This is a genomic window from Paenibacillus paeoniae (genome assembly GCF_003388735.1).
Lineage (GTDB): Bacteria > Bacillota > Bacilli > Paenibacillales > Paenibacillaceae > Pristimantibacillus > Pristimantibacillus paeoniae.
Window position 1 is genome coordinate 798,226 of the sequence record NZ_QUBQ01000002.1, and the last position, 21,016, is coordinate 819,241.

19 protein-coding genes are annotated in these 21,016 nt (G+C 46.1%); 6 read left to right on the plus strand and 13 right to left on the minus strand.

The genetic code is table 11. From position 1 onward, the window contains the following. Positions 1 to 19: 19 nt before the first annotated feature. The gene (locus tag DX130_RS15790; protein ID WP_116046952.1) at positions 20 to 1,843 is read right to left on the minus strand and encodes a sensor histidine kinase; all 1,824 of its coding nucleotides are present in this window, start codon (positions 1,841 to 1,843) and stop codon (positions 20 to 22) included. Positions 1,844 to 2,140: 297 nt separating this feature from the next. On the opposite strand from DX130_RS15790, the gene DX130_RS15795 reads away from it, so the two are divergent. Beyond that, a complete protein-coding gene (locus tag DX130_RS15795; RefSeq protein ID WP_116046954.1) occupies positions 2,141 to 2,917 on the plus strand; it encodes a DUF817 domain-containing protein in 777 nt (258 codons plus the stop codon). Between the two features lie 546 nt (positions 2,918 to 3,463). On the opposite strand, the gene DX130_RS15800 is transcribed toward DX130_RS15795, so the two are convergent. Next, complete coding sequence (locus DX130_RS15800) at positions 3,464 to 3,922, minus strand: GNAT family N-acetyltransferase (protein WP_116046956.1); 459 nt, start codon at positions 3,920 to 3,922, stop codon at positions 3,464 to 3,466. A gap of 185 nt (positions 3,923 to 4,107) precedes the next feature. On the opposite strand from DX130_RS15800, the gene DX130_RS15805 reads away from it, so the two are divergent. Further along, positions 4,108 to 5,136 carry a leucine-rich repeat domain-containing protein gene (locus tag DX130_RS15805; RefSeq protein WP_116046957.1) on the plus strand — a complete coding sequence of 343 codons (1,029 nt, stop codon included), beginning with the start codon at positions 4,108 to 4,110 and terminating at the stop codon, positions 5,134 to 5,136. Between the two features lie 79 nt (positions 5,137 to 5,215). Here DX130_RS15805 and DX130_RS15810 read toward each other — a convergent pair whose 3' ends face one another. The 7 genes from DX130_RS15810 to DX130_RS26495 form a co-directional block, all read right to left on the minus strand. Then, complete coding sequence (locus DX130_RS15810; protein ID WP_116046959.1) at positions 5,216 to 7,174, minus strand: ABC1 kinase family protein; 1,959 nt, start codon at positions 7,172 to 7,174, stop codon at positions 5,216 to 5,218. 202 nt (positions 7,175 to 7,376) lie between these two features. Further along, positions 7,377 to 8,240 (minus strand): type II CAAX endopeptidase family protein, encoded by an 864-nt coding sequence (locus tag DX130_RS15815; protein ID WP_116046961.1) that lies wholly within the window; start codon positions 8,238 to 8,240, stop codon positions 7,377 to 7,379. A 233-nt stretch (positions 8,241 to 8,473) separates the two neighbouring features. Next, entirely contained in the window at positions 8,474 to 9,667 is a 1,194-nt protein-coding gene (locus DX130_RS15820) for an anti sigma factor C-terminal domain-containing protein (protein WP_116046962.1), read from the minus strand. Then, complete coding sequence (locus DX130_RS15825) at positions 9,664 to 10,224, minus strand: sigma-70 family RNA polymerase sigma factor (RefSeq protein ID WP_116046964.1); 561 nt, start codon at positions 10,222 to 10,224, stop codon at positions 9,664 to 9,666. Before DX130_RS15825 ends, DX130_RS15820 begins: the two co-directional genes overlap by 4 nt. A 176-nt stretch (positions 10,225 to 10,400) precedes the next feature. Continuing rightward, positions 10,401 to 11,222, minus strand: coding sequence for a VOC family protein (locus DX130_RS15830; RefSeq protein WP_116046966.1), 822 nt, complete (start codon positions 11,220 to 11,222; stop codon positions 10,401 to 10,403). Between the two features lie 104 nt (positions 11,223 to 11,326). After that, the gene (locus tag DX130_RS15835) at positions 11,327 to 12,289 is read right to left on the minus strand and encodes an AraC family transcriptional regulator (protein ID WP_165861311.1); all 963 of its coding nucleotides are present in this window, start codon (positions 12,287 to 12,289) and stop codon (positions 11,327 to 11,329) included. Positions 12,290 to 12,365: 76 nt separating this feature from the next. Continuing rightward, positions 12,366 to 12,692 (minus strand): CPBP family intramembrane glutamic endopeptidase, encoded by a 327-nt coding sequence (locus DX130_RS26495; protein WP_165861312.1) that lies wholly within the window; start codon positions 12,690 to 12,692, stop codon positions 12,366 to 12,368. A 183-nt stretch (positions 12,693 to 12,875) separates the two neighbouring features. On the opposite strand from DX130_RS26495, the gene DX130_RS15845 reads away from it, so the two are divergent. After that, positions 12,876 to 13,535 (plus strand): ankyrin repeat domain-containing protein, encoded by a 660-nt coding sequence (locus DX130_RS15845; RefSeq protein WP_116046971.1) that lies wholly within the window; start codon positions 12,876 to 12,878, stop codon positions 13,533 to 13,535. 69 nt (positions 13,536 to 13,604) lie between these two features. On the opposite strand, the gene DX130_RS15850 is transcribed toward DX130_RS15845, so the two are convergent. The 3 genes from DX130_RS15850 to DX130_RS15860 form a co-directional block, all read right to left on the minus strand. After that, complete coding sequence (locus tag DX130_RS15850; protein WP_116046973.1) at positions 13,605 to 14,366, minus strand: peptidase MA family metallohydrolase; 762 nt, start codon at positions 14,364 to 14,366, stop codon at positions 13,605 to 13,607. Positions 14,367 to 14,455: 89 nt separating this feature from the next. Continuing rightward, positions 14,456 to 15,823 carry a DUF4179 domain-containing protein gene (locus DX130_RS15855; protein ID WP_116046975.1) on the minus strand — a complete coding sequence of 456 codons (1,368 nt, stop codon included), beginning with the start codon at positions 15,821 to 15,823 and terminating at the stop codon, positions 14,456 to 14,458. Then, positions 15,801 to 16,370, minus strand: a complete 570-nt coding sequence (locus DX130_RS15860; RefSeq protein ID WP_165861313.1) for an RNA polymerase sigma factor — start codon at positions 16,368 to 16,370, stop codon at positions 15,801 to 15,803. The genes DX130_RS15855 and DX130_RS15860 overlap by 23 nt, the downstream gene beginning before the upstream one ends. 214 nt (positions 16,371 to 16,584) lie before the next feature. Between DX130_RS15860 and DX130_RS15865 the strand changes: the two genes are divergently transcribed. Further along, positions 16,585 to 16,947, plus strand: a complete 363-nt coding sequence (locus DX130_RS15865) for a VOC family protein (RefSeq protein WP_116046979.1) — start codon at positions 16,585 to 16,587, stop codon at positions 16,945 to 16,947. A gap of 23 nt (positions 16,948 to 16,970) precedes the next feature. After that, complete coding sequence (locus tag DX130_RS15870) at positions 16,971 to 17,507, plus strand: winged helix-turn-helix transcriptional regulator (protein ID WP_165861314.1); 537 nt, start codon at positions 16,971 to 16,973, stop codon at positions 17,505 to 17,507. A 149-nt stretch (positions 17,508 to 17,656) separates the two neighbouring features. On the opposite strand, the gene DX130_RS15875 is transcribed toward DX130_RS15870, so the two are convergent. After that, complete coding sequence (locus DX130_RS15875; RefSeq protein WP_116046983.1) at positions 17,657 to 20,305, minus strand: tetratricopeptide repeat protein; 2,649 nt, start codon at positions 20,303 to 20,305, stop codon at positions 17,657 to 17,659. A gap of 182 nt (positions 20,306 to 20,487) precedes the next feature. On the opposite strand from DX130_RS15875, the gene DX130_RS15880 reads away from it, so the two are divergent. Further along, on the plus strand, positions 20,488 to 20,913 hold the full coding sequence (locus tag DX130_RS15880) for a DUF7832 domain-containing protein (RefSeq protein WP_116046984.1): 426 nt from the start codon (positions 20,488 to 20,490) through the stop codon (positions 20,911 to 20,913). Positions 20,914 to 21,016 lie beyond the last annotated feature (103 nt).

A 21,016-nucleotide genomic window follows, 5' to 3' on the forward strand; every position in this document is an offset into this window, starting at 1 on the left:
GTTTTATATTTTTTCTAAACTATGATTCGATCTTACCTGCTGCTGCCGCTTCGTTCTCAATATACTCTATCTCTCGTTGTCCACTAGCAGTGCAAGGTAAAGTAAAGGAGAATGTTGTTCCCTTGCCGGGCATACTGTCAAACCACAGGCTGCCGCCTTGAATACGAACAAACTCGCGAGTCAGCACCAGCCCGAATCTCGTATCTCCAGTATCATCCCCATTCGCCTTCACCTTAAAGAACGGTTCCTCCATGCGCAGCATCTCCGCCGTCTGCTCATCAATTCCCGATCCATTGTCGCTTACATGAACAATGACCGAATCGCCCTCCAGCACGGCGCTGATTCTAATCTCGCCGCCAATGTCTGTATATTTGATCGCATTCGAGAGTAAATTTCGCAAAATAAGATCCAGCATCTCTTTATCCGCAACAACGGTCAGTTGATCGCCTACCTGCTCACTCAGCTGAATCTGCTTCATGCCTGCTTTCGTTCCTGCAAGCGTCACGGCCTGACGGACAACCTGCTGCAAATTCCAGCCTACCGGGCGAAACGCAACTCTTCCCTTCTGGCTGCGATACCAGTCCAACAGATTATCGACAAGGTAGAAGGTGCTCTGCACTTGTCCTCTCAACTCCCGCATCAGCTCTGCATGCTCCGTATCCGCAGCGGTCAGTTCATCTCCAAGAAGCTCGGTCAGACTGACCAGGAGTGCGATCGGATCTCGGATTTCATGCGCCATAACCGTAAACAGCTTGTCCTTGAACGCATTAAGCTCTGACAGCTGTCGAGCATTCTCACGCAGCCGGGCCTCGTTCTCCTTCATTTCCGTAATATCGCTGAACATCAGAATTTTCCCGATCGGTACCTTGCCTGCATCGTAGATAAACGATAAGCTGCAATGATAATAGCTGGTTCTGCCGGCATGCTGCCTTTCGAACGGAAAGCGATCATCGTTTGTGCCGGCTGCTTCAATACGGGCCAGCAGTTCTGCTCGATCCGGCAAAACCTCTGTTACTAGCGAGGGGTAGCGCCTAGCTGTACCAAGCTCGGGCAATACAGTCTCGGCCGCGCCATTGTAGCTCACGACCCGGTTCTCATAATCTAGCAGAACAATTCCGTCCCGAATGGTCTCGAATACTTTGGCAAGGGCGAGCGGTGTTAATCGCAACAGGTTAAATCGCAGAATGCCCCACATATAAGCGACACCCGAAATGACAAACCCGAATGGCGTCAGGTCGACGGTAACTCCAAGCCAAAAACAAAGATTAAGCACCATCGGCGCAAGCGCACCTAACAACAGAATCGCGATCTGCTTGCGAACCATCGGCAACGCGCGGAGAAACATCTGCACGGACAACAAAATCCCGCACAGAAGCACAGCATAATTGTATACGGTGTGCAGTCCATACCATGGTCCTTTGACCGTTAAATATAAGGGAATTTGACCTGCTGCATTGGGTACATAACGTTCGTAGAGGAGATGATGCCAGTCATTCGTCAGATGGACGATGAAGACAGAGCATGGAATGATAAACAGCGCAAGCGTAAGCTGCTTCCGGTAACGAGTCGCTGTCCCGGTGAATTGGATGATCTGAAGGAGCCAGAGTGTGGTTACAAACGGAATGCCAACATACTGAATATGCAGAGACAGCTTGACCTCGCTCAAGCTTCGGCTCATTAGCTCTATTGCATAGCCGGAGGCATAACATGCCGCTCCCAGCATGATCAGAATCATGGTTTTGGCAACCGGGAGATGCCGTTTTCGGTAAGATAAACAAGCAACTACCACCATCAGTCCCGCCGATAGAAATAGCAAGATCGACATCCATTGTCTGGTATCCACGCCTGAGGCCTCCTGTACGCATAATAAACGGGCTGTTAGCGACTCCGTTCGACAAAGCTTCCTACAAAATCATAGCATCTTCGCGATGTTGTTGCTAGATGACAATATGTGAGAGAAGATTCTTCCTTTGTCTTATATGAAAAATCTTCATCCATTTCGCATACTACCCACAGTGCCAGCGCCTACCGAAAAATAAGCAATTTTCAGTCTGTTAATTTCTCTTTTTCCGAACAGTCCGCCCCCTTATGATAAGGAATGACCAAAGCCTTTTAAATTCATGTGTGGGGAGAACACCCAATGAAACCTGTTATTCAACTGTTGCATTTTGGCTATCACCAGGCGATGAGCTGTATCTTTCCTGTTGCGATCTTCGGAACCTTGGCGATCTCCAGTGTCGTAGATATCCCTTTCATTCATCGTTATGATGCCATTTTGCTTATCTTGCTTGGCGTGCAATACCTCATGTACCGCACTGGACTGGAGACGCTGGATGAGATTAAAGTCATCTGTCTCTTTCACGTAATTGGACTTGCGCTGGAGTTGTATAAGGTGCATATGGGATCATGGGCATACCCAGACCCGGGATATACGAAGCTGTTCGGAGTTCCGCTCTACAGCGGGTTTATGTATGCCAGCGTAGCAAGCTTTTTGTGTCAGGTATGGCGGAGGCTGCGGATGGATATGACAGGCTGGCCCGGAATCGCACCTTCTATGCTGCTGGGTGCGGCCATCTATCTGAACTTTTTCACCCATCACTTTATTCCTGATTTTCGTTGGTGGCTGACGGGGCTGGTGTTCATCGTGTTCTGGAAAACACGGATTATATACCGGGTGCGGGATGCGACTTATCGCATGCCTCTGTCGCTTGCCTTTATCCTTGTTGGCTTCTTCATCTGGCTGGCCGAAAATATCGCCACCTTCTTCAATGCCTGGAAGTACCCGGACCAGCACGAAACCTGGCAGCTCGTCAGCTTCAGCAAAATCAGCTCGTGGTTTCTTCTTGTCATCATTAGCGTCATCATTGTGGCGCAGCTGAAGCATGTGAAGGCTAGTCGACCGAAGAATACAGGATAGCAAGGAGCTGTCCCCTAGAAAGCACGTTAATAAGGCGGTCTCGCCGACTTAATTCCCTTTATAGAGGGGGACGACTCTTTTAAGGCGGTCTCAACGACTTATTTCTCTCTAAAGAGGGATAGCGACCACTCTAAGGCGATCTCAACGACTTAATTCCTTTTATAGAGGGGGGACGACACTTTTAAGGCGATCTCAACGACTTATTTCTCTCTAAAGAGGGATAGCGACCACTCTAAGGCGGTCTCGCCGACTTAATTCCCTTTATAGAGGGGGACGACGCTTTTAAGGTGGTCTCAACGACTTATTTCTCTCTAAAGAGGGATAGCGACCACTCTAAGGCGATCTCAACGACTTAATTCCCTTTATAGAGGGGGACGACGCTTTTAAGGCGGTCTGGCCGACTTATTCCCTTGCCCCCGAGTAGTCTGCACTATTTTATTGCTAGCTCATATGCAAAGCATTCATCCGACTCCAGTCTTGTATAACACGCAGCAGAAAAGGCATCGCTTCAGATCTGAAGCGATGTCTTTCCTGTCCAATCTATCATTACGTTAATTGTTTCTCCAAACAATCAACGCCCTTCCCTCTCCAAGAACTAGTTCCGTATTGGTGGAAGTGGAATGACTTCCAAAAGGCCAGTGCTTTAACGTTATCGTGAAAAACGCCAATACGCAGCTTAGGAAATTGTTGATGGATAAAGGTTTCTTCGAAAGAGGCGTACGCCTCTCTCCCATATCCAGAAGCATGATAATCGCCATGAATCATCAGCAGACCGAGCCATGGGCAGTTGTCTCTTGGATTATTTCTTAGAAAATCGATAAGCCCTATTGGCTTATCGCCCTCGATAATGAAATAGCTTTCGCTCTCTTCGTTCAGAAATTCACTCTTAACCTCTTCCAATGTTCTGGAGGGGTTATCATTTTCCATCGTATTGTAAGCCGGATTGGAATTGACAATATCGAGGACAGTATCTAGCGTCTCCGCCGTAACACGTTCAAATCTCATACATATCTCCTTATACTTCGTTTTTATTTGAACAAGCTTATATACACAAGGCATATCTTCCAATCATAAACACAAATCATAGTTCATTAGCAACATAGCAGTGGCAACGAGGAAACTTCTTCTCCATCTATACGTATTGATTTACAATTAGCGGAAATGTTGATCAATAGACGAGGTGACCGATTATGAGTGCTATCTGGCATGCTTCTATACAAGGAGTTCCTTGGGATGCAGAGAAGATGATTCATGCTGTTAATCATTTGCGAAACCGGGCAACCGTAAGCTTCAGAGTTGGCGCGGACACAATAGATGATTTGATTGAACTGGACACGAAGGTATTTGCCAAGCGGCCCGATCTGATTCTGTTTATTTCAACTATGGATCAGAAAACCCGCTACACGGAGGAGTTCCTGAAGACACTCGCTTCTTTGAAGCACGTAGCCGCTTTGCGACTGGACCTCCGTGAACAACAAGATTTAACCCTGCTGGGCGCGATGACTCATATGCAATTTTTGAACATAAGCTCGCCCAAAAAGGCGATTAACCTGGCATTCATTCAAAACTATAAGCAGCTAAACTATCTTGAGCTGCACGGAAAATTCAATGATCTAGCACCGATTGCAGAGTGCATTCGCCTGGAGACGCTTGTACTCAACTGCACAGTAGAGCAGTTGAATTTCGTAAACGAACTTCCGCTCATCAAGTATCTGTCCATCGACAGCTGTGACTTGTTGGGGCCACTCGATGCGATAGCCGAATCCAATGTCAGTATACTGAGACTGTCAGTTGTGCGCAATCTGACGGATATCGCAGCACTAGGAAAGCTTCGCAACTTGGTATTTCTTCAACTATCGTTGCCCAAGGTTGAGCGTTTGTGCGACTTCTCCGGGATGGACAAGCTCAAGCAGTTGGAGCTGGACTATATGAAAGCGTTAAAGGACATTGAAAATCTCTGGACGGCCAAGCAGCTTGAGGTTCTTAGTCTGAAGGATATCCATACCGCCATCAAAGCAGACGCCTTCGATCCCTTGAAGGATATGGAGAGTCTGCGGCAAATAGACTTCCGCTTTATCGATACCGGCAAGAAACGTAGTGCAGCCATGATCCAGCAACTAGAAAAAGGAGGCAAAGGCTCCCTTCTATACGATCACATTCCGGAATCCGACCGCATCCGTTCCATCGCAATTGAACATTTGAACCCAATCTTGACGTAAAAATAAAACGGCCATTCCCACTACAAAACAGGGAGTGGCCGTTTTTGTCTGGAGTATTCCGTCCATTTCCTCTACTCTTCTAATCCTTCACTTGCTTCAAATGACGCACCGCATGAATGGCCACACGAATGAGCAGAACTGCGCTAATTAAGATGCCCGTATATCCGAACATGGTCACCATATTGAATTCATCCCCCGTGGAACGCCCGCCCAAGCTCAACAACCCGATGGAAATTCCCCCGAACGCCGTTCCGACAAAAGCAAGCAGCGCTTGCGAAATCCATTTAGTCACAAAGGACGTGTTCGCCTTGTCGGAGAAAAAGCCCACTTTTACGGAAAACTCGCCCTTCTCCAGCATGGAGCCAAGATGATCGAGCCGCCGCGGCAGCCTGCGCATGACGGGCAGCAATTCAAGCAGTTCATTTGTCGCTGTCTCTTTCAAGTCGGCGGTGGAGCTGATCGGAAGAAATTGCGCAGTATGCTCTCTCGCAAAACGCCGCGATTCGTCCATCAGGCTGAAGGATGGATTCAGCTGCATCATCGTCCCCTCAAGCGTAATGAGCGAGCGGAACGCGCCTGCTACATTCGGGTAAAACGATAGTCCGAACTCCCCGATCATACGGAACAGCCCTTGAATGAACGCATCCGAGCCGCCCGACGCATCATAAGCGGTCTGAACGAGCAGTTGGCTGAGCGCTTGCTCCAGATCATCCTGATCAATCTCCTGCTTCGTCTCCACTAGTTGCAGAAGCGCATCCTTGATCATATAAGGGCTTCGTTTCTCAAACCCGATTAGCAATCGCTTCAGCGCATCAAGCTGTAGCGTTCCCAGCCGCCCAACCGAGCCAAAGTCAAGCAGAGCTGGCGTTCCGTCACTCAGAATATAGACGTTGCCGGGATGAGGATCGGCATGAAAGATGCCTTTGAAAAAGATTTGTTCCAGCATGCAATCGAAGATTCGCCTCTGGACTTCTAAGCGATCTATGCCACGTTCATCCAATATGGCAGTACCGCTCTTAACGCTTGCCCCCTCCATATATTCCATCACAAGCACCTTCGCATTGCTATGTTCGCGGTATACATGCGGGATTTTCACTTTAGAAGGACTATTCACGAGCGATGCCGTCACTTGTGCGAAATTACGGGCCTCAATTCGAAAATCGGTCTCTTCTTTCATAGCTGCAGAAAATCCCTTTGCCAGCTCAAGGAAGCCGATATTTCTGGCCCAGGCGGATTTGCCCGCCGCCCAGGCTGCGAAACGGACCAGAATATCCAGATCGCGCTGTAGCTTAGAAGATATATCCGGACGAAGCAGCTTGACGACTACTTGCTTCCTGCCCTCGCGCAAAGTAGCGCGATGGACTTGTCCAATCGACGCCGCAGCAAGCGGCTCCATCTCAAATGTCTCGAAGATTTCATCTTTGGGACGATCCAGCTCCTTGGTCAATAGGTCTTCCACTTGAGCCGTCGTTAGACGGACGACATTCTCTTGCAAATGCGACAACTCTTCCACGATGGCCGGAGGCAAGAGATCCGAGCGCGTCGATAGCACCTGACCGAATTTAATGAAAAACCCGCCGCAAGCCTCAAGGGTTTTGCGGAGCGATACCGCCAGCTTTTGATCCGAAGCAGGGGTTCGCTTGAGCGCCAAATTTTTGCCTACGCCGTATCGAATTGCGATAATCAGCACCTGGACGTATCTACGCTGCCGATTCCACCAGGCAGATAGTCGTTTGAACGGATTTTGGGTATCGGCAAGCCGCTCTCCCCTCTCCCCGATCGGAAGGGGATCGAACATCTCGAAAAATAAATAAAAGAGGAGCGAGACAATCACCATGCTAAGCAGCCACAGCCATCCGGCCACTCCGAATTCATCGGCCTCGTAAATTGGCATGTACCCATAATAGTAGACCGTAGACGTTACGATGACACTAAGCAGCGAGGCCATCACTTGTTTCTTAAAACTGATCTTGGTCCCAATCAATCGGCCGATTACAAAAATCATAATAACCGCTAATAAAATGAACTGAGAATACATCTTCTCTCTCCTCTCAGCAAAGGATTGCCTTCTAACGTTATACGTAATGTTGTATCGGCAACACGATCTGATATATGAAGCAGTTGTTCCCGGTTTCCCGCCCACTCGATCATACTACAGAACATTCCATATCAAAAACGGCAGCTTCAATTGCCAATCAAGCCTTCAGCAATCGAAGTGCAGTTTCTCGTGTCCGGTTTGTCTACAATTGCCTCACATTCATCGGTTTCCTTGCCATAAACAATGCCGCTCCAAGCAAGGCAAGCGCTACAAATATTCCGGATTCTCCTGTCCAAAGCAGCGCATTCTCGCCCTTGGAGAAAGCGTCGAAGACATCTTGAATGACGGCATTCCACGTCGCATGCAGGAAGATCGCAGGCCATACGCTGCCGGTCGTGAGACGCAAACGCCCAAGAATGCAACTAAAGGAGGTCACCGATATCATAAATAACACAATGGATAAAGCGAGGATCGGGCCGGAATAATAGGCTCCGAATATCATGACCGGCAGATGCCATACTCCCCAGATGATCCCGCTGATCAGCATCGGGTTCGGAATCTTGGCATCGATCATCCGTGTCAGCATATAACCCCGCCAGCCGATCTCCTCTCCGGCGCCGCCGATCAAACCTTCCAACGAGCCTACAACCAGTTGCAAGAGCAAGACTCCTAAAAAGATAACCGCTGGATGAGCCTTCATGAGCGTGTCCGGCGTGACATAATCCACTAGCCCTGTTATCCAGGCTAAGCCGTAAGCGATCAGTCCAATTACGATAGGAAGCAAAAGAATGACGGGCCATGTCTTCAGCGTTCGCCGCCCTCCGAACCGCAAAGAAATATCCTTAAAACCCTCGTGCAATACCAATCTGGTGAAGATAGAAGCCAAGCCCGGTGCCCACATCAAGAGCAGAATAAAGATCTCGATTTTCATCGCAAGCACATAGCCAAGTACCGTAAGCGGAACGAGCAGGGCGAAAAATACGAGAAGCCCCCGCCTCGCCAAGCGAATGCGCTCCTTCTCCTCATTTAACCCTATGGCAGGGGTGCTGCTAAAGTTTGTTCTCATGGTTGTAGCCCCTTCTGATCAAAGTATGTATTGCCATGTAGAAGTATAGCAACTCCTTCAATCCCATCAGAACATACTAAGGCCTAGTTTTGCCCCCGGCCATGAGCCCAGTATGCTTTGGACTAAAGGACAGGCGGAACCTATAGAAAACGACAACCGAACGCTTAGGTTCGACTGCCGTTATACGCTTAAGCGGATGGTAGCATCCATGAACACGAATGTTCTCCTATAGACTAATAATGCACGCTGCTATAGTTTGGCCGGTACCAGTTCCACCAATCAGTCTCACCTAGAGCAGGACGCGTGACATGCTCATGCTCCCGCAGTTTAAGCAACTCTTTTGTAGGACCAGTAACAACAAGACCGTAGCTTCTGGCTCCATGCTCGCTTACATAATCGATGCGTTCCTGAAGCTTGGGATCGGTGTAAACCATTTTGAGGACCCAGCGTTCATGCTTTTGCAGTTCTTTAAGACCCTGCAGGAAGGCCTGCTCCTTGGCTGGGCCATCGCCCCATACTTGCAGCCCGTTACGTTTAACATACTGGAGCATTAGGCTGTCACTCATGCCCCATAACTCCCCGCTCCATCCAGATAGTACGTTGCCTCTCTTCTCACTCGTCTGCTCAAGCCCGGTATCGAACGCATACCAGACAACATCCATGTCATAATTGTTGAACATGGCATAGATTTCTTCCAGCGAATAAGTCGCATCCAGCGAGATGGCCAGTTCTGACACTGTGCCTTCCGGAAGCATCTCCAGAGCTTTCCATACACCGTCATCTGAAATCCCTTGATTTTGTCGTTTCTCTTCTGTAACCGTCTGTTTAGCATCGGGATAGGCAAAGTATAGGGAACTCTGATGTCCTCCAGCGAACCATTCCCGCTTCACATTGAGCAAATTGAATCGCATCTCCCCGCGCAAGTTGCCCAGCAGCTCATTTCCATATCCAACTCTCTTACTCATCTTATAATTCATCGAGAGATTGAAGTAAAAGCCCGTGTTGACTACACCGCTCTCCACATTCAGATTGGGCACGGTCATGCCGACGGCTGTTCCCAATACTCGGGGCAATCGATCGTTGGTACTCGATGAACCGCCTACGCCATAGAGCAACCCGGTCGCGATACCGGAGAGGATGGACAGCAAGATAAATGCGCAAAGCAGATTAACTGCCGTGCTTACACGATTCCTCCACTTGGCTCTTCTCATCCAACGCTGCTGCTTGCCAGCTGATGGGGCAGCCGGTTCAGACGGCATCGAAGGAACTAGCGGCGTTTGGCCAGCCATGGCCCCGTCCAGTCTTTCCTGGCACGTCGGACATTGCTCCAGATGCGCTTCGGCCAGACGCTCTTCCTCCGGTGTACATTCTCCTCTCAGGTATCGATCCCAGAGCGGCTCCATCTCTTTACATAATCGCTTGGTCATAGGTCATCCCCTCCTCCGTAAATGTGCTGGATCAGACGCCGCAGTTCCTCGCGTCCGCGATGAATGTTTATTTTGACACTGGAGATCGACAAGCCTGTAATATCGGCAATCTCCTGGTAGGATAGCTGATAATGGTCGCGCAGCAGTACGACATGCCGCTTGTTCATCGCGAGCCTGCCCAGCAGGCTCATCCAACTCTCTTCCGCTTCACGCGCCAGCACCTCTTGCTCGGCGCTCCGTGCCGTCTCGCTGGAGGCAACCCTCTGCTCCATCCATTCAGGCTCAAAGGGCGTGCTTCGCCGCTCCTTGCGCTGCCAGTCGATAAAGGCGTGATAAGCGACTTTAAATAGCCAAGGTTTGATTCGTTCATTGTCATAGCTGTCCAGATAGACATAGGCTTTGTAAAAAGTATCCTGCATCAGATCCTCGGCCACCTGGGGGCTGGCGGCGAGTGAGCATAGATAGCGGTACAAATCTTGTCCATATTGACGATAAATATGATCCAGTGCGTGTGTCTCGACCGTGCATCCCCCTTTTCTGCAAGCTGATGGCGCCATTCTCTGTTATACTCACGTCTCAGAAATGAAAAAGTTACACCACATTTCCAAAAACCGCTTTTTAGGTGAACTAAAATAAATCCGCCCGCGATTCCCATTGAAGCATGAAAAAACGGCCTGCACCATTATAATTGTGCAGGCTTTAAGCTCAACATGAATTTCTTTTAACAATATAGTTACATACTGCTGAAATTGAGCCGATTGCCGTCAGGATCATACGCATGAAAGCTGACCAACCCTCTGGTTAAAAATCCGCCTACATCCGAGGTTTCAATACCGCTTTCGGATAAGAAAGTACGGTAATGGAAAAACGCTTCCCGATCACCAACCCAGCAAACTGGCCGAACAGGACCATCTACCTTGCCTATGTAGGCATCATCCGTTACTTGTTCCAATACCCATAAGGACTTATGATTGGGCTGATGGTTGAGACGAAGGCTCATGATGGCATAACCATCTTGGCTGGAGTCGTTCTCCACCTCCATCCCCAAGTAACTGCAGTACCACTGGACTGATGCGGACAGATTACTAACGCCTATTCGAATCCAAGAGTGGACGAATCCCTCCTCCTGTATACCTTTGTCCTCCTGAGCCGTAAATCGAATGCCCTCGCCTGTTGCCCAGAAGTCAAAATAAGACGTGTGGCCAGGCCCTTTATAAATAGCAGTAACCCGAACTCCGTTTGATTGATAGTGACTATGAAGCCGCTTGAGGTTTTTTGTCCTCCAGCACAATCGAATGTTGGACTCTACCGTCCCGCGTTCGGCAAAATGATGGGGCAATCTTACGGACGACAAGCTGGAGATCAACCAAGTGCCCCAGTTCAATCGAGTCATTTTGCCATGTGTGCATCTAGGATCAGGCTTCCAGTTCTCCTGTTGACCTACTTCCCACATCATAAATCGCTCATACCAACGAATGGCCTCTTCATGATTATCCCAAAGCACGTCGACAACCGATCCATCAAAATATAATGGAGGCAGCACAAAAGTTGTCATTTGTAATCCCCCTATCTATGAATTCGGGAAAATTTCCCTGCACCTATTTTAAACAAACCCATTCCCCATCGTTTAACGAATCTTGCTATTATGCAACAAACAAACTATTTGCTCTTAATTGGCAGGCACCATTGCCCGCGATAATGACGTTCGGGATCTGTAAGCGGATTGTTAAGATGCTTTTCAATGACAGGACGATTGTCCAGCACATATCCGCTCTGCGGCAGCCAATATTGAACAAGCAATTCACAGAGCAGCCAGAAGAGAGGAATGCTTCCTCTAACATCTATTACGGCATACTTGCCGCCGGGCAAGACTGCAATGTCCAGACCGTCCCTCGACTCCGCATGAGGCGAAAGAGTCACGCAGGCATCATATCGGCATAAGGGTTGTGGAGTTATGTAGGGATCGTCGTATGACATACCAATCATCTCCGGCTCGGAGTGGAGCAAGCCATGATGATGAGCCTGTCGATAAGCCTCGTCAAAGGCATGTGACAGCTCCCTGCTCAATCCCTTATCGGATATACCGCTATGACGCACGGCAAGCACTTTGACCGGAACCATATGGATAATTCGGACCTTATGAATATAGTCGAGTGCCCAAGCGATCATGTTATCTATATCCCTGGAGGAATAGGAATCCGCCTGCATCTTGAGCCTAAATCGCTCCTCCGCCATTGTGGCGGCTCGGGGCTTGAACAGATGAAACCGTTGACGGTAGCAGGTAGGGGTCATACCGTAAAATATTTTGAACGATCGAGAGAACCCCGCTATGGACGAGTAGCCGCATTCCAATCCAATCTCAGTAAGCGACATGTTTTCATGGAAAATAAGGTGCCTGGAGGCTTTTTCGATACGAACTCGGCTCACATACCTATTGAGAGTCTCTTTCACGATCAGCTTAAATATTCGATGAAAATGATAGGGTGAGAATCCAGCAATCTCGGCAAGCCGCTCTAAGGATAGCGACTCGTCCAGATGTTCGTGGATATAATCCAGAACCGTATTCACTCGTACAGTATAAACAGCCAGTTCATGAATATTGGGACGATCCCCTGTCTTCATTGACCTTCCTCGCTTCATATACTCTTTGCTTTTGTTACGTTCTCATCCATTACCCAAGAAGCAGAGAACGCATTAATTAATGTGTGGAAAAAATACACAGCCATATGCTTCTGCTAATCCGATAGATGACGGCAAGAGCGAACGACATGCCCACTATCGAAATACAAAATAGTCCAAAGCTCCAGTTGAATTGACTTGTGCCGGGAATGAAAAACAGCGGCAAATGCCAGAGTGCCCAGATGCAGGATGTTAGCAGAGCCGACGTGATAGAGCTAAAGCGCGTTTCCAAAAAAGGCTGCAGAATGTACCGCCAGCCCAGCTCCTCTAATCCTCCCCCAATAATCAGCACAGGGATAGACAGAACGGCTATATAGATCGGAAAATCATATGTAATGCTACCCATAAGTGCAGGTATTCCAAAGTACGCAGCTATTAATATGAAAACGAGGATATACACCGCAAATGGTTTTTTTACATCAAAAGCGATCTTCATAAAAGCTTTGAATCCAGTCACTTTACCATATTTCCTCAGCATCAAATAGGCAACGATTGGCGGGGCATTGCCTCCCATAATAAAAAGGGTCAAATGTATACTTCATATCATGACTACATTAAGTATAAGCATCTTCGCGTAAAGCAGCATTCTGCCTCGGATTTGTTCTATGCCGTAACGCCGGAGCTTCAATTCTTTGACAAAGACAATAAACGATTAAATGCTACCGAGGAACAGGATCTTGAATTGATCAGCATTTTGTTGGAACACGGGGCCGATGTCAACAAACTTGGCAAAATAGCCGACTTATCCCTAGCCATCAGAGGTCCGGTAAGCGTTGGACATACTGCCACTGTAAAAGCTTTATTGGATGCGGGTGCGCGAATTGAAACAAGAAGCGAAACGGGTTCCCCCGCTTTGTTTGAAGCCATTTTTAATCATACAGGTGATCCAAAAGGATACCCCGACATGGTGAAGCTGCTTTTAGACTATGGTGCAAATGCTAATATTACGTACCAACACCCAGGCTTCGGTCCATTAAGCGCACTGGCCTATGCCTGTATGGAGCTGTTTGGACTTGGTGAAGTCAATGGTCAAATCGTTCAAAAAACTGTGAAGAGGCCTAATAAAGAGATCATCGAGCTGTTGCTTACATACGGCGCAAATCCTCAAGATGCAAAAGCGCTGGATTATGCCAAACAGGCTGAAGATGCCTCTATCATTCAGTTGCTTCAAAATGCTGCATCTAAATAAAATCTAGCTAGGGAGTCCTACAAAAACAAAAGCAGTCTATCCTGTTCTTAGGAAGGACTGCTTTTTCTCTTATTGCTCAACCTTTAGCAAATAGACTGTCCAATCTATAAACAATTGATTAATCGTCGTATTCAGCACCCGCTCCAGTTGCTTCTGTTCAGGATTCCGAATCATTTCGTTTAATGCATCTATCCCATATTGATCTATAATGTATTGAATGATTGTTCCGCTATAGAAGTAGGCTCTGCCACCCGCATTTTCGAAATAGTTGGGACTTGAAAACTGCTCAAATGTAGGCTGGTCATAGAAGACTGTCTTCATTTGAAGCTCCTTTTCAAGCTGTCCCGACGCATAATAGGCGATGCCTTCATCAAGCCATTTTACCCTGCCAACATCAGGATTGATGCTTTGAATGACCGCATGAACAAATTCATGAACGACTTGATCGGTAAATAGAGCTTCGGCTTCTGGAGAAGTTAGATTTGCAGGCGTATACACTTTAATGATATTTTCTGAGGCTACGTAAGTCCCTTCCGTATCCCGACCTATCATTTTCTGAAAATCAGCTTTATTCGTATATACGTGGATGCTCATCTTGTCCGCAGATTCATATTGAAAAAAGTTCGTTATTCGAGAGTAATTGGCTTCGAATGCTTCTGCCAGCTTAGATATTGCGTCCCCATCTCCAGCATGCTCCTCCGGACTAAAGAATCGGCTATGGTCCGTTTCCTTGATGAGCGACAATCCTCGATTGGGATCATGCCCCGTGCAAGCAGTCACGAAAATCAACAAAAGGAACAGGATTCCTGCGGTGATTGCGCTCCCTCTCATGTCGCTTCGCACCTTCCAGTAAAATAAATCTAATTATAGCATGTATATCCTTCCCCTTTCTATATTCCTTCCCGCTTCAGTCTCTCTATTTACTCATTTATCATAAGTTTTACAGTCAACTCGTCCAGCAATTGAATATCCTCTCTGGTCATTGTAGCAGCCACGTATTGCTTATGCGAATCAAGTGCGGGATACTCCAGCACATAATCATAGGTATTGTCGCTTATTCGGGATCGCTTCCCATTATCGATAATGATCCTTTCACCGTCAGCCGTTTCCAACCATAATGAGGTTAACTGGTTATAAGGGTCCTTGCCTTTCACCTCATAGTAAATCAGAGTCTTATCGTTATGAAAAATGATGTCTTTCACCATAACTTCTCCGATATCCCCTTGTGATAAAACAATAGGAAATGAGTCGCTTACATTCTCTGATATTTTCTTACTGTCTCCTTTCCCTGCAAGTGAAATGTATGGAGTTATGCTCACTTCCTTCGTACCGTTAGGAAGAGGAACGAAACGGACGGTTCCACTCGTCATCCCATTATTATCCGTTCTAAACCTCGTATCTAGCTTTTCGATCAGCATACCCTGATCGTCCCTGAGCTGAAAGTCTAGCCCATTCGTACTGCCGACCATGCGAAAATCAAGCTTTGTCGTTTGCGCTGTAAGGAGGTAGCCGGTTAGTTGAAGCTTCCTGTTCTTGGACGCTGCGGTAAATCCGTCTGCAAGGGAGTGGTAGCGGCTATCTTCCGATTCATGGTTGGTGACAGCAAAGCTGAAGTTCCATTCGCCCGCTACCCCATTTTGCTCAGCGGAGTATTCCGACTTAAAGCCTGTCACTTCACGGATCGTAAGATCCATCTCGAAGCTGTCCATTGGCTCGGTATCATCACCGATATCGAAAGTCATAATGCCAATAGATTGATTGGCATTGATACGATGCGGCTTCGCACTATATGTAATCTCTGAATGCCGCACTCCGTTAATCGCCACAGCAACTTCGCCTAAAAACATAAGATTATCGGGCTGTTCAGCATGAATTTCATACCCGATAGACAGTCTTGCGCCATCGTAGATGACATCCTGCAGCTTTATCGTAACCCCTTGGTCGCTCGCTTCCTTGTTAATAAGTCCTGCATCAGGGCTACTCGCAATGCCGGTATCGCCCGCGAATGAAAAAATATTACCCTCAAACAGCTTGCCTACACCCGGTAATTTTCTGATATGCTCTGCCGAAGCCGGGAAGATAGACAGCCCGCCGAGCAGAAGAGCCGCAGCGATAAAGGAATAAACCGCAGCAAGCAACCTGTTGCGATAGATTGGCTTCTTCTTGTTTTCAATTGTTGTTTCTCCCGTTTGCGCAAGCACTCGGGCCTCCAAATGAATGTGAGGCAACCTGGTTTCATTAAATCTCTTCTTCAGTTCCAATTCATCAGTATGAAAACCGCCGCTCATCCGCTGCTTCCTCCTTTTGGATCAAATCCCGCTTCAATTGATTTTTCGCCCGCTCATAACGTTTTCGCACTGCCGCATAGCTCATATCCAGCTGCTGGGCAATCTCTTCGAACGGTCTCTCCTCCACAATACGCTGTAAAATAATATGCCGATCCACGGGACGCAGCCGCAGCAGCGCCTCACATAGTTCAGCATTGTACTCTACTCCTCCTGCTGCTTGATCGATATGCATCACGGGCACTGTCCGGCTAAATATGCGGAGGAGCCGAGAATAGGTCTGCATTCGCTTCAGCTTGTTCAAGCATTCATGATACGCGATGCGATACAGCCATGCCTCGTAAGAGGTGTTCTCACGATATTGCCCCAGCCTCTCCAGCCCTTTGACAAATACATCCTGCGTCACATCCTCCGCTTCCTGCAACTGACCGAGCATATGGAAGCAGTAGCGATAGATGCGCTGCTGGTATTGTTGAACCAGTGGTCCATACTGTTTCCGGTTTCCTGCCTTTACCGCTCGTACGAGCTGTTCCACCTCCGCGGGTTCCACTTCGTTCCCCCTTTCTCGTATCAACCTGTTTTCGTATATACAACAATCAAACCATCGAATTTGGGACATCTCTCTATAGCGAACTTTATAATACCACTTTCCATAGCTAACCAATCAACAAAATCAGTACGCTCCACCTCTTTACTACCGATAGTATATGTAGTATATTATCGGTAGTAAAGAGGTAACCTTACTTAACAAAGGAGGATTTTCCATGTACAAAACAGGCTTAACCGTATGGTACAGTGTGACGAACTTAGAGCAAACGTTGAAATTCTATTCAGAGAAACTTAGTTTTGAGGTCATTTTTCATGATTCGTCAAGCGGGATGGCAATGGTGAATACCAATACCCAGGATTGTGTTCTTGGATTTTCAGAGGCAGAGGCGGTTGAAGCCTCAACTTCTTCAACTGTATTTGAAGTACATAATATTGAAGAAGCAATGAAGCAGTTGGAGGAGAAAGGCGTGTCATTTATTGGAGAGGTAGAACATATTCCTGACATGGTCAAATTAGCTACATTTGTGGATCCTGATGGGCATAATCTGATGTTAGCTGAATCCATTACTGAGCTTTGAACAAAGAAGAACGAGTGTTGAGATTGAGTCGGGAGCTGGACGGACAATGGACTCTTCCCATCCTGTTATCGCTCGACGAAAAAGGCGGACGGTTCACACCTCTTCAGAACAAACTTGACATAGCCCCCTCTCGACTTAGCGCTAATCTGAAGAAAATGGTGTCTGATGGTTTACTCATCCATCTTACACCACAAGAACGACGACACCCACTCTTGCCCGAGTATGTATTGACAGAAAAAGGGCAGCTCCACCGCCAAGCAGCCCGAGCTGTTCAACTAAGTGAAGAGCAGATTGGGCACGGAAGGCTTTCCGACAAGACATGGGGGATGCCAATCCTGCTGACACTAAGCTTTGAACACGGCCGATTTCAAGAAATTCGTCAATCGCTGGACGGTATCACACCACGAATATTATCCATGCGTTTGCAAGAGTTTCACAATGACAGGTTAATCTGCAAGCAGCTTTTAGAGGAACCTCGCCCTTCATTTCTCTATCAGTTGGAAGCTCAAGTTCAACGGCCGGTCCATCAGCTTTCGATTGATTTGGCATCGTTAGTTTAAAACGAGATGTAAGATCGCAGTCGCTAAACGATAAAAAGGGAGCCTAATGTAGCTACGTCTCAGCTAAACTAGGCTCCCTTTATTTTGCATGGAATGACTCTGTGCGCTTCTTTCAAAAAAATCAAGTTAACAATCCTATATGAAGTTCCTTATTTCTTGTTTTTGTCCACATCAGATTCTTCACCTGCTGCAGCTTCAGCCTGTTTGGTTGCTTCACTCTTCGCCATATACTTATTAAGCAATTCAGCCAGCTGTGGCGGCCCTTCTTCTTGTTCACATAGCCTTTTATAAAACTCGATCGCTTCAGTAATAATACTTGGCTGTTTCTTTAAAAAGACAGTTATGTTTTCAATATAGTGATCAGTATGTTCTATAAATTCGGCTTGAATTAAATCCTCGATACTTTCCTTTGCACGGCCTAGTCTATTGTAGGATAAATGTCTGTTCCAATAATATATATTATTGTGTTCTATTGAAATAGATTGATTAAACTCCTCTATCGCTTGTTCTAATAGGTTTGTTTTATTTTGACTCTTCTTTAAATCGCTTAATTCCATGTAACATAAGCCTCTATTATTGTAGAAAGCTTTCGAGTTATAAGAGCAGGTTTTTGCTAGTTCAATCCCTTGGGACATCCATTCTATTGCTTTTCTAAATTCATTCTCTTCATTCAATTGCAATGCATGCGAACGGTAGCTCATCCCTATTCTACCCATATAATTACATTTAACTTTATCATTTCCTTCTGCTTTAAGAGCTGTCTCATAAATCTTAATGGCATCTTCATATTTCTCTATACCATTGTAGCAATCCCCTAACATATAATAATTTCGGGGAAGAATGTAGCTGTTTTCCGCTCGTATTCTTCCATATTCGAAGAAATCGATCGCTCTTTCGTAGTTCCCATTATTAACGTACTCTTCAGCAATGTTAAACAACCAATCGCAGTCGACAATTTTGGAATTTAGAATAAAATTCTCCTTCCCTTCCAGCTTGTCAGAATCAGGATTTTCTTCATTAATCGTATCGATAATATATTCCGCTATCGCTAACAGCATATCTTCGTGCTCGGATTCCGGAATCAGATCTACCATACCATCCTCTGAAATGATGACAATGACGCATTTCTTTTCTTCTTCATTATCGTCTTTTAGCTTATGCAAATAACGGTGTGCGGAATTATACCTTGCCCCTCGGCTAGCATCTCCAACATCCTCCTTGGCTATGCCGTCCAAAATCACCCCAATGGCGCGGCAATTTCCATCCGTGTCGAAATAGATCGCACCATCAATTGCCGTTAAAAATTTGATATATTCTGAGTTTATAACTTCGGGCTCTATGAGCGTTGACTGTTTACTTAGCAATTTCAATTCTTGCTTGGCTACCGACTCTTCGGTGATAACCACCATTGTACCGTGCTTTTGCTCCCGGGCTTTGCTTACAATTTTTTCGAGCCTTTCTATTTTTCGATTAACCTGATGGTCATCTGCATCGTTTTCCCAAAATGTCTTCTTTAAGAGGTGTGTGAATTTCTCAGCACTGTAGCCTTCCTCTCCCATTCTGGGATCCTTGAAGTTGACGGATACGAGCTTCAACTCGACGAAGTTAAGATCAGAACGATAATACTTCTTGTCATTTTGAATAAAGAGCTTGCCGCCACTCAAAGGCTCAGCCTCTGTCCGCACAAGAACGAAATTATATTTTGACAGTCCCGTGAAATCGAACCTCAGCGCTAGTGCATCTCTTTGCATATTCCAGTTCACTTCGCCTAAACCGTATATTTCGTTTTCATCTGCTATCAGATACAAGTCCTTATCCACATTCGTAAGCTCTAACAACTTTCGTATCCGCTTAGCATCCTCTAATCGTATGCGATCCTCTTCTGTAAATGTAATTGTAAAGTGAATTAATGTCCGCTCCGCTATGATGTCTTTATTAATGAATAAGATTGAACCAAAGGGGCTGGCATTTTCATAAGTCAGGCAAGAGATATCGTCCAATTTTTCGAGCAAACTATTGACGTAATATTCATTGCGTTGCTCATTATCAAATTCATCTCCAAAATCATCAAATTTGGTGTTGTTCTGGAGTAATGTTTGCATTTTCCCGAAAAACAGCCTTGTTAGCCTTCTGTTGAACTGGATGCTGTCCTCGTTGTATTTTCGCGTAATCGTATCGTCTTTATTTATCTCAACCCCATTAGTGGTTGTCGCAAAATAGTCTCTGAAGAAATAGTCCAATGCCATTCTCAAAAAAGAGATTTCTGGCTTTGTGTAAAACAGCTTCCGGGTCTCGTGCTCAATATTTCGCATTTCTAGTATGTACACGACAGAATAAGAAGTTTGATTAACATGAAAAGGGAATTGATTCACGTATAGCAAACGGTTATCGTTAACTTGATTTTTAACGCTTAATGTCTGCCCCTTGGAATCAGCAGGAGTAGACGCTGAGGTAACTTCGCTATGAATTAATTCTGACTTTAGCTGCTGCTTGTACCAAACTTTGTTCACATAATCTTTAATAGATTCATAGGTATCGCCAGCATCCGCAGTATCGATTTTAAGCTCCGCAAAAACATTCATTATTGTTTGTAGCTGATCCTGAGATGTCGAAAGTATGTTTTCCCCATTAGAAACAGTCTTTTTAATACGGATTCTCTCAACCAAAGCTTGATTATTGTCATATACTAGCGCATACAGCTTAATATGAATTCGTTTGTTCAGCTTTTTTAAAGTTTTCGTCAGGTTATCGTAAGTGAGGCTGTTCAGAATCTCAAGATTTTTTTCTAGTATTTTCATATTATCTCCTCAACATCAATGGTGAATTATTCCTTATTATCTCAACTACATAATACTACAAATTATTGCAGGTTTCACCAAATCATTTAGTGACTAGAGGAAGCTTGACCCCCATTTGATTGGACAGAAAAACTGGTGGTCAGTAAAATGATAGGTGTGATCAAAGACAAAGGAGATATACGATGGCAGTCTATGATAAAGCAAAATATCACTATGATAACGACTTCCCTAAAGAATTATCTCGAGATCAAGCTTATGTGCATAGCGGTTTTTTCTTAGGGTGGTTAATTGATAGAAATCTTTGCAGCGAAGAATTTCTGGAGGATTATGAAGAAGAGATCAAAGACTTCAAAGCAAGGAAGTTACTAAGCTCACAGCTCTTTAAAAAAGCGGCTGGCGTACTAGCCTCCGATATGCTGAATGAGGTAGGAAATGCATTTGCCGAAAGCAAATACGACAGCTATATGAGCGACTATCTCTACGTTCTGAATCTAGAAGAAGTCGAATCCGTTTATCATGTTCCGGATACTTGGGACAATTATGAGCTAATATGCGATGAGTTGGATATCGTGTATGAGATGTGGTGTGAGAAGAGAGAAGGCCAATAGAATGATAGGCCTGACAGAGGAGCCAAATGGCTCCTTTTTGCATGCAGATATATGCTCCAAGGCTGTTCAGTTAGATGGAAACTATACAGCATTCTAAAAACAA

What these genes read in the sequence shown, in the direction of transcription:
- DX130_RS15795 (WP_116046954.1), top strand. Translation starts at nt 2,141, where the DNA reads ATGAAACCTGTTATTCAACTGTTGCATTTTGGCTATCACCAGGCGATG.
- DX130_RS15800 (WP_116046956.1), bottom strand. Translation starts at nt 3,922, where the DNA reads ATGAGATTTGAACGTGTTACGGCGGAGACGCTAGATACTGTCCTCGAT.
- DX130_RS15805 (WP_116046957.1), top strand. Translation starts at nt 4,108, where the DNA reads ATGAGTGCTATCTGGCATGCTTCTATACAAGGAGTTCCTTGGGATGCA.
- DX130_RS15810 (WP_116046959.1), bottom strand. Translation starts at nt 7,174, where the DNA reads ATGTATTCTCAGTTCATTTTATTAGCGGTTATTATGATTTTTGTAATC.
- DX130_RS15815 (WP_116046961.1), bottom strand. Translation starts at nt 8,240, where the DNA reads ATGAGAACAAACTTTAGCAGCACCCCTGCCATAGGGTTAAATGAGGAG.
- DX130_RS15820 (WP_116046962.1), bottom strand. Translation starts at nt 9,667, where the DNA reads ATGACCAAGCGATTATGTAAAGAGATGGAGCCGCTCTGGGATCGATAC.
- DX130_RS15825 (WP_116046964.1), bottom strand. Translation starts at nt 10,224, where the DNA reads ATGGCGCCATCAGCTTGCAGAAAAGGGGGATGCACGGTCGAGACACAC.
- DX130_RS15830 (WP_116046966.1), bottom strand. Translation starts at nt 11,222, where the DNA reads ATGACAACTTTTGTGCTGCCTCCATTATATTTTGATGGATCGGTTGTC.
- DX130_RS15835 (WP_165861311.1), bottom strand. Translation starts at nt 12,289, where the DNA reads ATGAAGACAGGGGATCGTCCCAATATTCATGAACTGGCTGTTTATACT.
- DX130_RS26495 (WP_165861312.1), bottom strand. Translation starts at nt 12,692, where the DNA reads ATGGGTAGCATTACATATGATTTTCCGATCTATATAGCCGTTCTGTCT.
- DX130_RS15845 (WP_116046971.1), top strand. Translation starts at nt 12,876, where the DNA reads ATGTATACTTCATATCATGACTACATTAAGTATAAGCATCTTCGCGTA.
- DX130_RS15850 (WP_116046973.1), bottom strand. Translation starts at nt 14,366, where the DNA reads ATGAGAGGGAGCGCAATCACCGCAGGAATCCTGTTCCTTTTGTTGATT.
- DX130_RS15855 (WP_116046975.1), bottom strand. Translation starts at nt 15,823, where the DNA reads ATGAGCGGCGGTTTTCATACTGATGAATTGGAACTGAAGAAGAGATTT.
- DX130_RS15865 (WP_116046979.1), top strand. Translation starts at nt 16,585, where the DNA reads ATGTACAAAACAGGCTTAACCGTATGGTACAGTGTGACGAACTTAGAG.
- DX130_RS15875 (WP_116046983.1), bottom strand. Translation starts at nt 20,305, where the DNA reads ATGAAAATACTAGAAAAAAATCTTGAGATTCTGAACAGCCTCACTTAC.
- DX130_RS15880 (WP_116046984.1), top strand. Translation starts at nt 20,488, where the DNA reads ATGGCAGTCTATGATAAAGCAAAATATCACTATGATAACGACTTCCCT.